This window comes from Escherichia sp. MOD1-EC6300 (assembly GCF_002965045.1).
Classification (GTDB): Bacteria; Pseudomonadota; Gammaproteobacteria; order Enterobacterales; family Enterobacteriaceae; genus Escherichia; species Escherichia coli_F.
In genome coordinates this window covers 36,364-50,805 of record NZ_PTRH01000003.1, presented here as the reverse complement: position 1 = coordinate 50,805, position 14,442 = coordinate 36,364, and the positions used below count along the sequence as shown (strand labels likewise).

Genomic DNA, 14,442 nt, shown 5'->3' with positions numbered 1-14,442 from the left:
GAAGAGCATGTTTCATCGCTTATGGACGTTAATCCGCAAAGAGTTGCAGTCGTTGCTGCGTGAACCGCAAACCCGCGCGATTCTGATTTTACCCGTGCTGATTCAGGTGATCCTGTTCCCGTACGCCGCCACACTGGAAGTGACCAACGCCACCATCGCCATCTACGATGAAGATAACGGCGAGCATTCGGTGGAGCTGACCCAGCGTTTTGCCCGTGCAAGCGCCTTTACCCATGTGTTGCTGCTGAAAAGCCCGCAGGAGATCCGCCCAACCATCGACACGCAAAAGGCGTTATTGTTGGTACGTTTCCCGGCTGATTTCTCACGCAAATTGGATACCTTCCAGACCGCGCCATTGCAGTTGATCCTCGACGGACGCAACTCCAACAGTGCGCAAATTGCCGCCAACTACCTGCAACAGATCGTCAAAAATTATCAGCAGGAGCTGCTGGAAGGAAAACCGAAACCCAACAACAGCGAGCTGGTGGTACGCAACTGGTATAACCCGAATCTCGACTACAAATGGTTTGTGGTGCCGTCGCTGATCGCCATGATCACCACTATCGGCGTGATGATCGTCACGTCACTTTCCGTCGCCCGCGAACGTGAACAGGGTACGCTCGATCAGTTACTGGTTTCTCCCCTCACCACCTGGCAGATATTTATCGGCAAAGCCGTACCTGCGTTAATTGTCGCCACGTTTCAGGCAACCATTGTGCTGGCGATTGGTATCTGGGCGTATCAAATCCCCTTCGCCGGATCGCTGGCGCTGTTCTACTTTACGATGGTGATTTACGGTTTATCGCTGGTGGGATTCGGTCTGTTGATTTCATCACTCTGTTCAACACAACAGCAGGCGTTTATCGGCGTGTTTGTCTTTATGATGCCCGCCATTCTCCTTTCCGGTTACGTTTCGCCAGTGGAGAACATGCCGGTGTGGCTGCAAAACCTGACGTGGATTAACCCTATCCGCCACTTTACGGACATTACCAAGCAGATTTATTTGAAGGATGCGAGTCTGGATATTGTGTGGAATAGTTTGTGGCCGCTACTGGTGATAACGGCCACGACAGGGTCAGCGGCGTACGCGATGTTTAGACGCAAGGTGATGTAACTTCTTATCTTTCGCCAGCAAAGACACTACCGCCGGGCCAGCAAGGATCGCCAGCCCTGCAATTGCCAGCAAAAAGTTGTTTTCCAGTACGCGGGACAACAGCCACAGCACAATCAGCGCTGCGCCAAAATACCAGGTCGTAGTCAGCTCTTCCAGCACGTCTGCCACCTCACGCCAGCGTTGCTCGGGGTGGCGCTGAAACACCAGCATCATCACTACCGTGACACAATACAGTGCGCATAATCCCACGCCGACGTGAACCAGAGTCTTACTCATCCAGCCCACCACCAGCAGCGCCACTACCAGTAAATGCAACATAATCTGCCAGCAACTTAGACCCGTTGCGACACGAACACGTTGTTGCCACTTCATGGCTTCTCTCCTGAAGAATTTATCTCTACTTACTCAGAGTACCGAACTTTACGGAAAATTCCGTAAGACCGCACCTTTTTGTGACGCCGACTACACTATTTCAATGAGATAAGAGGCAAAGACAGGAAAATTATGCCCGATCAAACACAACAATTTTCGTTCAAGGTGCTCACCATCAACATTCACAAAGGCTTTACCGCGTTTAACCGACGCTTCATTTTGCCGGAACTTCGCGACGCCGTGCGTACCGTCAGTGCCGATATTGTTTGCCTGCAAGAAGTGATGGGTGCGCACGAAGTTCATCCGCTGCATGTGGAAAACTGGCCCGATACCTCGCACTACGAGTTTCTCGCCGACACCATGTGGAGCGATTTCGCCTACGGTCGCAATGCCGTATACCCGGAAGGGCATCACGGCAACGCGGTTCTTTCACGTTATCCCATTGAACATTATGAGAATCGCGATGTTTCGGTCGATGGTGCGGAAAAGCGCGGCGTGCTCTACTGCCGTATTGTGCCGCCGATGACCGGGAAAGCGATTCATGTGATGTGCGTACATCTGGGCCTGCGTGAGGCGCACCGTCAGGCGCAGCTTGCGATGCTCGCTGAATGGGTGAATGCGCTGCCGGACGGCGAACCGGTATTAGTGGCAGGTGATTTCAACGACTGGCGGCAAAAAGCCAATCATCCCTTAAAAGTGCAGGCCGGGCTGGATGAGATATTTACCCGCGCCCACGGACGCCCGGCGCGTACGTTTCCGGTGCAATTTCCTCTACTACGACTGGACAGGATCTATGTCAAAAATGCCAGCGCCAGCGCGCCGACCGCGTTGCCACTACGGACCTGGCGACACCTTTCTGATCATGCCCCTTTAAGTGCGGAGATTCATTTATGAAATGTAGCTGGCGCGAAGGCAATAAAATCCAGTTGCTGGAAAACGGCGAGCAATATTATCCCGCGGTGTTTAAAGCAATTGGCGAGGCGCAAGAACGCATCATTCTTGAAACGTTTATCTGGTTTGAGGATGACGTCGGCAAACAGCTGCATGCGGCGCTACTGTCAGCAGCGCAACGCGGGGTAAAAGCGGAAGTCTTGCTGGATGGCTACGGTTCACCGGATCTCAGCGATGAGTTTGTCAATGAACTGACTGCGGCTGGCGTGGTATTTCGTTATTACGATCCCCGCCCTCGCCTGTTCGGTATGCGTACTAATGTATTCCGCCGGATGCATCGCAAAATTGTGGTGGTCGATGCACGTATCGCCTTTATTGGTGGACTGAATTACTCTGCCGAGCATATGTCCAGCTACGGCCCGGAGGCTAAACAGGATTACGCGGTACGTCTGGAAGGACCGATTGTCGAAGATATTCTGCAATTTGAACTGGAAAATTTGCCAGGACAGAGCGCAGCACGACGCTGGTGGCGACGTCATCATAAAGCAGAAGAGAACCGCCAGCCGGGAGAAGCGCAGGTATTATTGGTTTGGCGCGATAACGAAGAACATCGCGATGATATCGAACGTCACTATCTGAAAATGCTCACTCAGGCGCGCCGGGAAGTGATTATCGCCAACGCCTACTTCTTCCCCGGCTATCGATTTTTGCACGCCTTACGTAAAGCGGCACGGCGCGGGGTGCGGATCAAACTGATCATTCAGGGCGAACCGGATATGCCCATTGTCAGAGTCGGCGCGCGTTTACTGTACAACTATCTGGTTAAAGGCGGCGTTCAGGTATTTGAGTACCGCCGCCGCCCGCTCCACGGTAAAGTGGCATTGATGGACGATCACTGGGCGACGGTAGGGTCCAGTAATCTCGATCCGCTCAGTTTGTCGCTAAATCTCGAAGCAAACGTCATCATTCACGATCGTAATTTTAACCAGACGCTACGCGATAATCTGAACGGCATCATCGCCGCCGACTGTCAACAAGTGGATGAATCCATGCTGCCGAAACGCACCTGGTGGAACCTGACGAAAAGCGTGCTGGCGTTCCACTTTTTACGCCACTTCCCGGCGCTGGTTGGCTGGCTTCCGGCACACACGCCACGTCTGGCGCAGGTTGACCCGCCCGCTCAGCCGACAATGGAAACGCAGGATCGGGTAGAAACTGAAAACACGGGGGTAAAACCCTGATGAGTAAATCACACCCACGCTGGCGCTTAGCAAAGAAGATCCTCACCTGGCTATTTTTTATCGCAGTGATTGTGTTGCTGGTGATCTACGCCAAAAAGGTAGACTGGGAAGAGGTCTGGAAGGTCATCCGCGATTACAATCGCGTTGCGTTGCTCAGTGCGATTGGGCTGGTGGTCGTCAGCTATCTGATATATGGCTGCTATGATCTGCTCGCCCGCTTCTACTGCGGTCATAAACTGGCAAAGCGCCAGGTGATGCTGGTGTCGTTTATCTGCTACGCCTTCAACCTGACGCTCAGTACCTGGGTCGGCGGCATTGGTATGCGCTATCGTTTGTACTCCCGGCTAGGGTTACCGGGCAGCACTATTACGCGGATTTTCTCGCTCAGTATTACCACCAACTGGCTGGGCTATATTTTGCTGGCCGGGATTATCTTTACCGCAGGCGTGGTGGAGCTGCCGGATCACTGGTATGTCGATCAAACTACGCTGCGTATTCTCGGCATTGGCTTACTGCTGATTATCGCGGTTTATTTGTGGTTTTGCGCTTTCGCGAAGCACCGCCATATGACCATCAAAGGGCAAAAGCTGGTGCTGCCTTCATGGAAATTCGCCCTCGCCCAGATGCTGATTTCCAGCGTTAACTGGATGGTAATGGGAGCGATTATCTGGCTGTTGCTGGGTCAAAACGTGAACTATTTCTTTGTACTGGGCGTGTTGCTGGTTAGTAGTATTGCTGGCGTCATCGTGCATATTCCGGCGGGAATTGGTGTACTGGAAGCGGTGTTTATCGCGCTACTGGCTGGGGAGCATACCTCCAAAGGCACAATTATCGCCGCCCTGCTCGCTTACCGTGTGCTGTATTACTTTATCCCGCTGCTGCTGGCGCTGATCTGTTACCTGTTGCTGGAAAGCCAGGCGAAGAAGCTACGAGCGAAAAATGAAGCGGCGATGTGAAGAGCCTCTCATTTAATCATTTTTGTTCAACTTGCTCTTGTGAATCAGATTGTTGACAAAGTGCGCGTTGTTTATGCCGGATGCGGCGTAAACGCCTTATCCGACCTACAAAAGCCTGCAAATTCAATATATTGCATGGACCATGTAGGCCTGATAAGCATAGCGCATCAGGCAATTTTACCTTTGTCATCAGTCTCGAATGGATTCACTTTTGCCTTGATGAGGAACTTTTTCCATTTCACTATAAAATTTGATTTGGGCATCATTTAAAGGAAAAAAGCCATCGCGAAGCTCGTAGCATCTTAAGCCCCAGAAGGCATCATCTTTCATAGCCTCGCTATCACATTGGGTAAATATAGCATCCATTGCATCGGATAAAATTTCATCATCTGTTAACAATTGTTTTTTCATCAATTCTGATTGTTTAAAAACCGCATGCATAAAAATATTATTGAATATAACAAAATCATTTATCCCAGAATTGCAATACATCATCGTAAAATTTGCGCATTCGTCTATATCATACAAGTAATAAACTTTCTTATTTTTTACGCTAACAATAAAATAACCATCTAAATCATGACCAAATACAATGTACTCATCGGAGTCGAATACATATAATTCATCACAATAAAACGTCACCTCTTGATTTTCATAGGGAATAAGAAGCGGCAATTTTATTTTTATTTCCTTAATTAAATTGGATGAAGATGAGTTTATTTTTTTAAAAACCTTATCAGGCTGTAAATTAATTAGTTTTGTTAACACAAGTCATCCTTTTATCGTAATTGGCAACTCACAACATTTCATTAAACTACTTCACCATAATATCATTTTATTTTCAACCCAGGAGAAAATAAATAATTTAGATACATTTCATTCGAATTGGACAAACCCGGATAAATATCGCAACCAGGCTTACTCAATAAAAAATCCTTATCCAAAATCTTAAAGTCATGACGAATTAATACATTAATTAAGTCTGCAATCTCTGCACCTATATTCATCGAGCTTGTTATAACGTCATCCTTGAATATTATAAAAGCATATTGCCCAACAAGAGATATATAGATAAAGGCAATGCCTTTTTGCAAAACAACTTCTAATGAAAGACAGACATCATAATTTAACTCAGTGTTATCTCTAATATCAAATCGTGAACTAAACGCAGAAATTATTTCTTTATATTTGGATGAATTGTATCCTTCCATCACAAATGCAAAATTGGGGTTCGCCATATCAAGATAAGATGTCTTAATTGCCTGATTACACTCATTTTTAATGTCCATAACCATCTACAACATTCATCCTTATAATAAGACTTTCAAGTCTATAAAAACCATATATCCTTGCACAAGCTTATTAGCTATTCATATTTGCATATCTCATAAACCTATTTATCCGTAAATTTAAAAGAGACTTTATTTTCCCTTTCATCACTTAAGGGATAATCATCTCTTTTTGTATAGATAAAATCGTTTGTTTGGAGAATTAGTTCTTGTATGACAGTCTCGAGCCTTTCAGGGAGGAGCGATTCGATATCCTCAAGCTCACAACCATGATAAATTATATCTATTAATTCTTTATCACAACCTTTCCTCCGTAGAGTACGGGCAAAAAAAGGACAGAAAACAAGCAATTCAGATTCATCTATGGTTACTGCTCCCCTTTCCAGCGAGTGTAAAGCCCCTAAAAGCAGAATAGCCATAAATTTATCTACATATTTATTTTCTATTGTGCAAACTAATGACATAAAAACCTCCCTTGCTTAATATTATAAATATTTTTAAATATATGTGGCATTTCATTTCCTTTTTGCATCAATTTTCTTTAGAAATAACACCGCCATATACGATAGCATGAATGATAAAATCATTAAAATAACTCTCAATGGATGCGAACCGCCCCACGAAAACAATAAATATAATGTTGCAATATAAGATAGTGTGTGCGTGTACTTATTTGCTATAAATGGCGTCAGGAATACCACGGGAAGGAGAACAAAAAGCATATAAAAGCGGATAAATCCCAAACCAACTCCGTGACTTGACGGCCTGAAATATGACGTATATATCTCGCGACCGAGGTCATGTGCCATCACCATAATCATAACACCTGTAATCGCAATAATTATCTTTATTACATTCATCATTTGATTTCTTCAATATGCGTCCATTACCTGCACCGTGAATGCCTGGGCCAGACAAGCACAAGAGCGTTCATGGCAGGAAACCGAAACAAGCGAATAAAATCGCAATAGTGTTTTACCCCGCCAGCTACCAGCCACCCAATGAGGGGCCGGTTTTTTCCGGGCAAGTAAGTGACAGCGTATTGACGGTTCAAATGAGTTATCTATCCCTGAATTGACGCATACGGATAGTGTGACATTTGCAGCGACTGAGTTCTCATGTAAATGAGCGGAATAGTCTTTATAAAATCCGAAAAAAATCCCGACACATGGCCGGGATATTGATGGTGAAAAAGAATTAACGGCGGTTGCCGAAGATCCTCAACAACATCAGGAACAGGTTGATGAAGTCCAGATATAAGGTTAACGCGCCAAGAATGGAATATTTGCGCAGGTTTGACGTGTCGCGGGTATCAATCTGCTCACCCATATTTTTCAATTTCTGAGTGTCATATGCCGTCAATCCGACAAAGACAATCACGCCGATATAGGTAACTGCCCACATCAATGCTTCGCTTTTCAGCCAGAAGTTGACCAGCGATGCCAGCACAATGCCGATTAACGCCATAAACAGCATATTGCCAAAGCCGCTTAGATCACGTTTTGTGGTGTAACCGTACAGGCTCATTGCGCCGAACATCCCGGCAGTAACGACGAAAGTACTGGCAATCGAGGCGGCGGTATAGACAATGAAAATACTGGAAAGCGTCAGACCCGTCAGCGCCGAATAAAGCATAAAGAGCATGGTCGTTACACTTGCACTAAGCTTTTGAATCATCGCTGATAACACAATAACCAGTGCTAATTGCGCGATGATCAGACCGATTAAAAAAACACGGTTAGTGAACAATAGCTCCATCACGGCCGCAGAATTAGCCGCATACCAGGCAACAAATGCGGTCAGCAACAAGCCAACGGTCATCCAGCCATAGACTTGCGCCATATAAGTTTGCAAGCCAGCCCGGGGTTGTACGATTGAATCAGAACGTGGGAATCTGTCCATGACGATCTCCTGAAGATATAAGGAATATCTTAAGGATACTGCAAATGATGAGGCTGTGCATCGACGCAGCGTAAACGCATATACTGAGTGGTGAAATTGCCGGACGCAGCGTTACCTTATCCGGCTAATAAAAAACTACCAGCGTTTTGCTGCCTGCTGATCGCTCTCCCGAGCTTCAACCCAGCGGTCGCCTTCCGGCGTGGCTTCGCGCTTCCAGAACGGTGCGCGGGTTTTGAGATAGTCCATAATAAACTGCCCGGCTTCAAACGCACTGCTACGATGCGCACTGGTGACGCCGACAAAAACGATTTCATCGCCCGGCCATAATTCCCCGATGCGGTGAATCACAGTGACGCGCCCCAGCGGCCAGCGGTTACGCGCTTCATCGACAATTTCTGCCAGTGCTTTTTCAGTCATCCCCGGATAGTGTTCGAGGGTTAATGCTTTGACGCTGTCGCCCAGGTTATGGTTGCGCACCTTACCGGTAAAGGTGACTACCGCACCGTCTTCGTCACGCTCAGCCAGCCACGGGTACTCTTCTCCTACACTGAACGGCTGCGGGCCGACAACAATTTTGGTTTCTGCCATTTTAGCCTCCAGTCACCGGCGGGAAGAAAGCCACTTCGTCGCCGTCAGTCAGCGGATGGTCAAAACTCACCAGCGTCTGGTTGACGGCAGCCAGCAATTTGCCATCTTCCAGCGCCAGCGCCCAGCGATCGCTCTGCGCAGCCAGATGTTGGCGTAACGCTTCAACGGTTGGGAAATCCGCAGCCACTTCGCTTGCATCTGTTCCCACCAACTCGCGCACCTGGGCGAAAAAAAGAACTTTAATCATCCGCTTCCACCTTAAAGTCACCTGACTTGCCGCCGCTCTTCGCCAGCAAACGTACCGGACCAATTACCATATCTTTTTGCACCGCTTTGCACATGTCATAAATGGTCAGCGCCGCCACAGAGGCCGCGGTTAACGCTTCCATTTCGACACCGGTTTTCCCGGTCAGGCGGCATAAGGTTTCTATACGCACCCGATTGTGCTCCGGCTCGGCCTGCAAATTGACTTCAACTTTACTGAGCATCAGCGGATGACACAGCGGGATCAAATCCCATGTGCGTTTTGCTGCCTGAATACCGGCGATACGCGCAGTGGCAAATACGTCGCCTTTGTGGTGGCGACCATCAATAATCATCGCCAGCGTCTCGCTGCGCATGGTGACAAAGGCTTCGGCGCGCGCTTCACGCACGGTTTCCGCTTTGGCGGAGACATCCACCATGTGCGCTTCGCCAGCGGCGTTGATATGAGTCAGTTGCGACATACTTATTTCTTCAAATGTGGATGGAAATTACACGGACGCGTACGGGCATCCAGCTGCGGTGCGATGATATTTTCCCAGGCGGTACGGCACGCTTTGGTTGAACCGGGCATGGCGAAAATTAGCGTTTTGTTAGCCACACCCGCTACCGCACGAGATTGCAACGTTGAGGTGCCAATCTCTTCGAACGACAACATCCGGAACACTTCACCAAAACCTTCAACTTCACGGTCGAACAACGGCAGCAGTGCTTCGGGAGCCTGATCACCTTCCGTCAGGCCAGTACCCCCCGTAATCAACACCACTTGTACATCGTCGCTGGCGATCCACGCAGATACCTGAGCGCGAATAGCGTAGCGGTTTTCTTTCACAATGGCTTTATCGACAACGTGATGGCCCGCTTCTTGCGCCGAATCGCGCAGATAGTGACCGGAGGTATCGTCTTCTTCACCGCGACGATTAGAAACCGTAAGAATAGCAATACGGGTCGGGATAAATTCAGTGCTTACCTGACTCATCTGATCTCTCCTTTTGACGTTTTAGCCGCCAATGTACGATAAGTTTTGCGTAATACCGGTGTTGTTTTGATGCAGGAAATGGGTCTGTTTCTTCTCCCGCAGCGCCGCTGAAATACGCGCTTCCAGCGCCTGTTGCTGGGTATCGTCTTCCAGCAGATCGCGCAGGTTAACGCCGCCTTCACCGAACAGGCAGAGATGGAGTTTACCAATGGAGGAGACGCGCAGGCGGTTGCAAGTGGCGCAGAAGTCTTTTTCATACGGCATGATAAGGCCAATCTCTCCGGCGTAATCCGGATGACAAAAGACTTGCGCGGGACCGTCGCTGCGTTGACGTAATTGGTGGATCCAGCCGCGACGCAGTAACTCGTCACGCAGAACCTGACCAGAGATGTGATGCTTACGGAAGAGCTCGCTGCCCTCGCCCGTTTCCATCAGTTCGATGAAACGCAGCTGGATAGGGCGATGCTGGATCCAGTTCAGAAAGGTGTCGAGTTGGTGATGATTAACATCACGCATCAGCACGGTATTGACTTTGACCTTCTCAAAACCGGCCTCAAATGCAGCATCGATCCCTGCCATGACCTGATTGAATTTATCCTGTCCGGTAATAGCATGAAACTGGCGAGCGTCGAGGCTATCGACACTCACGTTGATACCAGTAAGACCAGCGTCACGCCAGTTCGCCACGTCGCGTTCCAGACGGTAACCATTGGTGGTGACCGCTATCTGGCGAATAGCGTCGTTTTCTCGCACAGCGGCGATGATATCGGTAAAGTCACGACGCAAAGACGGCTCTCCGCCCGTCAGACGGACTTTTTCGGTGCCCAGACTGGCGAAGGCGCGCGTAACCCGGCGAATTTCATCGACGGTAAGAAAGCCTTTATTGGTGACGCCGCTCGGTTTGTAGCCATCCGGCAGGCAGTAGGTGCAACGGAAGTTACACACATCGGTAATCGACAGGCGCAAGTAGTAAAACTTACGCGCAAATGCATCAGTCAGTTGTGAAGCCATGTACACCTTTCCAGATACGGGAGGCGAAGTCATTTCTTCCTTCGCCCTGGTGGCAATCTTTGTAAGCATTGTCACGGCCAAAGCACCGTATCAGTTGACCCAGGTGCAGAGGCTAGAGTGTTTAGTGGTTAAGCCGATACTAGCGTGTAAACAGGATTTTTACCATCCACACTTTCGCTATGTAATCATATATATAGCGTCATGATCGTGCTATTTCGCTACAGAATAAGGGAAAATAGCGGTTTTACTTTGATATACATCATCAGGGATGCATAGCGTACATCGTCCTTTAGAGGTAGAAGAAAATAGTTTGTATCCTCAATATTGGCAGGTTAATTGCTGTTTCCCCGCAATTTGCGCTACTGTAACGCGGAAAATCTGACTCCAGGAAACTATAATGCGCAATCGTACGTTGGCTGACCTTGATCGTGTCGTTGCTCTCGGCGGAGGGCATGGACTGGGACGCGTTCTCTCATCACTTTCATCTTTGGGTTCTCGTTTAACGGGTATCGTGACCACCACGGATAACGGTGGTTCAACGGGGCGTATTCGCCGCTCAGAAGGTGGAATTGCCTGGGGCGATATGCGCAATTGCCTTAACCAGTTGATAACGGAACCCAGCGTCGCTTCCGCAATGTTTGAATATCGTTTCGGCGGTAATGGCGAACTTTCCGGGCACAACCTTGGAAACCTGATGTTGAAGGCACTGGATCACCTTAGCGTGCGGCCTCTTGAAGCGATTAATCTGATTCGCAATCTGTTGAAAGTGGACGCACATTTGATTCCGATGTCGGAGCATCCTGTTGATTTAATGGCGATTGACGATCAGGGGCATGAAGTATACGGCGAGGTCAATATTGACCAGCTCACTGCGCCGATACAGGAGCTACTCTTAACCCCCAACGTACCTGCCACACGTGAAGCGGTGCTGGCGATTAATGAGGCGGATCTGATCATTATTGGGCCAGGGAGTTTTTATACTAGTCTTATGCCCATTCTGCTGCTCAAGGAAATGGCTCAGGCATTACGCCGAACGCCTGCCCCGATGGTGTATATCGGTAATTTGGGGCGAGAATTAAGCCTGCCTGCTGCAAATCTCAAGCTGGAAAATAAGCTGGCGATTATGGAGCAGTATGTTGGTAAAAAAGTGATTGATGCGGTAGTTGTTGGACCGAAAGCTGATGTATCCGCAGTTAACAACAGAATTGTGATTCAGGAAGTACTGGAGGCCAGCGATATTCCTTATCGTCATGACCGCCAGTTGCTGCATAACGCACTGGAAAAGGCTTTACAGGCACTAGGTTAAGCGCCTGTGCCGGGGGCAGAAAAATACGACTGTGACTATGGCGTTTTAAATTATAGAAGGCCATAGTCACCTTTTTTTGGCACAACCCCATTGTTAGCAGCTCATTTATCTTTCCACTTTCTGGAATTTAGTTTTGCTTCTTGATGTTTCTTGTGCCATGACTATTCTAATAATGTTATAATCCCCATGCTTTGGGAGCCACCGAATCTAAATATTTATCAATATGATGAGAACGAGTATAATCTGCTATATTTTTTGATAAAATGGCCGTGCAATTTAAACCAGAGCCTAATCCCAGTAGTACCGTTAACCAGTTATCCAGAGCTTCAGATTCAACAATCGAGTTTTCCAGTTCATATGCTTTTAGTAAAAGAGCAGCAGAGTAAATTCTGAGGATTTGCGGAGAATTGTATTCCGTTCCTAAACTTGAAGCTGAAGAATATCTTGCGAACACGACAGCAAAACTTATCAGAAGCATTGCTTGTTCCGTTTTATTTGCATTTTCCATTCTGCAAGCCTTCATTAAATCTTTATAATGGTTTCCCTTAATATTTAAACAAGACTTATACTTCAATAGTTCGCTAACATTCTTTTTTTGTTTTATCTTTTTATTTTTACTTAACATTTCGTAACCCGCACCTTCTATAGATTGCGCCTGCAATGAGTAATTATCTATGAGTTTCATAAGAGGCGCAAAAATTTCATTTAATTTTATTTGTTCATCAATACCATCCATTTTGGTTTGAGAACAACAACTTTGTGATGCAGTGACAAATGGTTCGTATAGTTCACCAAGCTGAAGGATTTTGAGATAATTTTTTAATAAAATATTATGTTGTGACCGTTTCCATGGGTAGGAAAACACTGGGAATTCGGTCATCAATACGGTATTAAGATTAATATCTGCAAGCGAGCACACTTGTTCTGGTGCTGCATATAGATAAAAATGGTCCCAGTCCTTATTTTTAATAGTGGTATCCAACATTTTATTTAAGGCATTAGATGAAAGACGCATTGCACGATTATTTTGCTGTGCTGAAAACAATACGTACCAAGCATCATCATGATCTTGTTGTTTACGCCATTCCGAGAAGTCTGGATAATCATTTCCTTCAGTATAAGGTTTAACATCCTTATGTTGTAAATATGTTTTATAAATATTATATGCTTTTTCTGCCAATATATTATTTTTACTTTTTAGTGCCAGATCAGTCATCATTACATATGCAGTACTAAATGATAACATTAATGTAGGTTGTTCTGTAAAGCGATCTAAATAATAATTAATCCTCTCTTCACTAAGATTAAACAAAAAAGAAGAAGAGATACAGCAATCAACTGTAATTAATGACAAAATAAAGTTATCAAATATATTTATATCATCATTTTGCAATATATCATTTAATCCCTCTGGTGGTCTGTTAGACGTATAGTATTTTGCTAAGCAATTAATTTCTGATACATCCTTTTTTAATTTTGCAAGGTCATAGATACAATTTTTTGTACTCAGTTCGTTGGCGAGGATTTTTTTTATTTCAGGCATTGAATCTTCAGAGATATCTTCAAAGATTTGATAAATTTTCTGGATATGTTCTTTTGCTTTACATATATCAACCCTGATTAAATCTTGTAATGGAGGAGTATCGTCAAAGAAAAATTTCCGCATAGATCCCGTATGCATTTTTATTATTTTCGCTTCACGCAACACTATATTTTTTAAAATACAAGTACTAAAGTCACCTCTCTCTATAGTTGCGTATTCAAAATTTACCCCCGACATATTCGTACCAGCAACATCACAGGAAAATAAAGTGGCATTCTTGAATGAACTATTTTCAAACTGTGCGCCATTCAATATGGCATACTCCATATAACATCCTGAAAAATCTGCACAACCCTTGGCTTCTGTTAGATCTGTCCTTACAAAACTAGCACCGCTCAATTTGCAATCCATGAGTGTTGCTCTCTTCATATTAGCATCATTAAAATTAACGTTAGAAAAATTTGATTCACCGAATTCAGTATCTTCAAAATTGAGCCTCGAAAAATCAAAGCGCCCATTGGGATCCTGCAAAATAATTAGTTGTCGAGTTCTGACTGGTTTATCTCCAATAAAATAAGTTGTTGTCATCACACTGTCTGAAAATTCTATCTTGCACTTAAAAAGCTCATGCATGTGCGGAGGACAAAAATTTTTCAGGGTCAAAAACTCATTACGTTCTTTATTATATTCTTTTTTTTCATCGGTAAGGTAAGGTGATAAAAACAATCCATAGCGAGAATGGATATCATTATACATTCTACTTAAAAAATCTTTTTTCGTTTCGAAACCCAAAATGAATCGCAGCACATCAAAAAGCCGCTCCCATTTACTCATATAAAAAGTATGGTCATTGTCAGCAAGAAGCAATTGCTCTGCGCGCTTTTCATCAATTTCAAAAGATGACTGTCGATGATTAACTGATAACATCATGCTGCCTCCATCAGATAAACAATTAATTGCTGCAGTCTTCCTGAATACAGTTTATTTAC

At 45.9% G+C, this 14,442-nt stretch carries 16 protein-coding genes and 1 riboswitch; of the genes, 5 read left to right on the top strand and 11 right to left on the bottom strand.

Annotated features, from left to right (window positions below):
* Positions 1–7: 7 nt before the first annotated feature.
* The gene (locus tag BGE37_RS05285) at positions 8–1,114 is read left to right on the top strand and encodes an ABC transporter permease (RefSeq protein ID WP_105287839.1); all 1,107 of its coding nucleotides are present in this window, start codon (positions 8–10) and stop codon (positions 1,112–1,114) included.
* Here the strand turns inward: BGE37_RS05285 and BGE37_RS05280 are convergent.
* Complete coding sequence (locus BGE37_RS05280; protein WP_000871981.1) at positions 1,076–1,486, bottom strand: YbhQ family protein; 411 nt, start codon at positions 1,484–1,486, stop codon at positions 1,076–1,078. The genes BGE37_RS05285 and BGE37_RS05280 overlap by 39 nt on opposite strands.
* 132 nt (positions 1,487–1,618) lie before the next feature.
* Here BGE37_RS05280 and BGE37_RS05275 point away from each other — a divergent pair, with 132 nt between their 5' ends.
* The 3 genes from BGE37_RS05275 to BGE37_RS05265 are packed head-to-tail and all read left to right on the top strand — an operon-like array spanning position 1,619 to position 4,574.
* On the top strand, positions 1,619–2,380 hold the full coding sequence (locus BGE37_RS05275) for an endonuclease/exonuclease/phosphatase family protein (protein WP_105287838.1): 762 nt from the start codon (positions 1,619–1,621) through the stop codon (positions 2,378–2,380).
* Positions 2,377–3,618, top strand: a complete 1,242-nt coding sequence (gene clsB / locus BGE37_RS05270; RefSeq protein WP_105287837.1) for a cardiolipin synthase ClsB — start codon at positions 2,377–2,379, stop codon at positions 3,616–3,618. Before BGE37_RS05275 ends, clsB begins: the two co-directional genes overlap by 4 nt.
* On the top strand, positions 3,618–4,574 hold the full coding sequence (locus BGE37_RS05265) for a lysylphosphatidylglycerol synthase domain-containing protein (protein WP_105287836.1): 957 nt from the start codon (positions 3,618–3,620) through the stop codon (positions 4,572–4,574). The genes clsB and BGE37_RS05265 overlap by 1 nt, the downstream gene beginning before the upstream one ends.
* Before the next feature lie 189 nt (positions 4,575–4,763).
* Here the strand turns inward: BGE37_RS05265 and BGE37_RS05260 are convergent, their stop codons facing one another.
* The 9 genes from BGE37_RS05260 to moaA form a co-directional block, all read right to left on the bottom strand.
* A complete protein-coding gene (locus BGE37_RS05260; RefSeq protein ID WP_241956674.1) occupies positions 4,764–5,342 on the bottom strand; it encodes an SUKH-4 family immunity protein in 579 nt (192 codons plus the stop codon).
* A 62-nt stretch (positions 5,343–5,404) separates the two neighbouring features.
* Positions 5,405–5,869: a hypothetical protein gene (locus tag BGE37_RS05255; protein WP_000244907.1), complete on the bottom strand. Its 465-nt coding sequence runs from the start codon at positions 5,867–5,869 to the stop codon at positions 5,405–5,407.
* A gap of 98 nt (positions 5,870–5,967) precedes the next feature.
* On the bottom strand, positions 5,968–6,327 hold the full coding sequence (locus BGE37_RS05250) for a DUF3969 family protein (RefSeq protein ID WP_105287835.1): 360 nt from the start codon (positions 6,325–6,327) through the stop codon (positions 5,968–5,970).
* Between the two features lie 733 nt (positions 6,328–7,060).
* On the bottom strand, positions 7,061–7,765 hold the full coding sequence (locus BGE37_RS05240) for a Bax inhibitor-1/YccA family protein (RefSeq protein WP_039021609.1): 705 nt from the start codon (positions 7,763–7,765) through the stop codon (positions 7,061–7,063).
* 135 nt (positions 7,766–7,900) lie between these two features.
* A complete protein-coding gene (moaE, locus tag BGE37_RS05235; RefSeq protein ID WP_000852287.1) occupies positions 7,901–8,353 on the bottom strand; it encodes a molybdopterin synthase catalytic subunit MoaE in 453 nt (150 codons plus the stop codon).
* A 1-nt stretch (position 8,354) separates the two neighbouring features.
* Complete coding sequence (gene moaD / locus BGE37_RS05230; protein WP_000598604.1) at positions 8,355–8,600, bottom strand: molybdopterin synthase sulfur carrier subunit; 246 nt, start codon at positions 8,598–8,600, stop codon at positions 8,355–8,357.
* Positions 8,593–9,078: a cyclic pyranopterin monophosphate synthase MoaC gene (gene moaC / locus BGE37_RS05225; protein ID WP_000080885.1), complete on the bottom strand. Its 486-nt coding sequence runs from the start codon at positions 9,076–9,078 to the stop codon at positions 8,593–8,595. Before moaC ends, moaD begins: the two co-directional genes overlap by 8 nt.
* Before the next feature lie 2 nt (positions 9,079–9,080).
* Entirely contained in the window at positions 9,081–9,593 is a 513-nt protein-coding gene (gene moaB, locus BGE37_RS05220) for a molybdenum cofactor biosynthesis protein B (protein WP_000084639.1), read from the bottom strand.
* Positions 9,594–9,614: 21 nt separating this feature from the next.
* Positions 9,615–10,604, bottom strand: coding sequence for a GTP 3',8-cyclase MoaA (gene moaA, locus BGE37_RS05215; RefSeq protein ID WP_001295301.1), 990 nt, complete (start codon positions 10,602–10,604; stop codon positions 9,615–9,617).
* Positions 10,592–10,736: riboswitch (molybdenum cofactor riboswitch) on the bottom strand. (Overlaps the previous gene by 13 nt.)
* 265 nt (positions 10,737–11,001) lie before the next feature.
* Between moaA and yvcK the strand changes: the two genes are divergently transcribed.
* Positions 11,002–11,910 carry a uridine diphosphate-N-acetylglucosamine-binding protein YvcK gene (gene yvcK / locus BGE37_RS05210; RefSeq protein ID WP_001246025.1) on the top strand — a complete coding sequence of 303 codons (909 nt, stop codon included), beginning with the start codon at positions 11,002–11,004 and terminating at the stop codon, positions 11,908–11,910.
* A gap of 175 nt (positions 11,911–12,085) precedes the next feature.
* Here yvcK and BGE37_RS05205 read toward each other — a convergent pair whose 3' ends face one another.
* A complete protein-coding gene (locus BGE37_RS05205) occupies positions 12,086–14,383 on the bottom strand; it encodes a pentapeptide repeat-containing protein (protein WP_105287834.1) in 2,298 nt (765 codons plus the stop codon).
* Between the last annotated feature and the right edge of the window lie 59 nt (positions 14,384–14,442).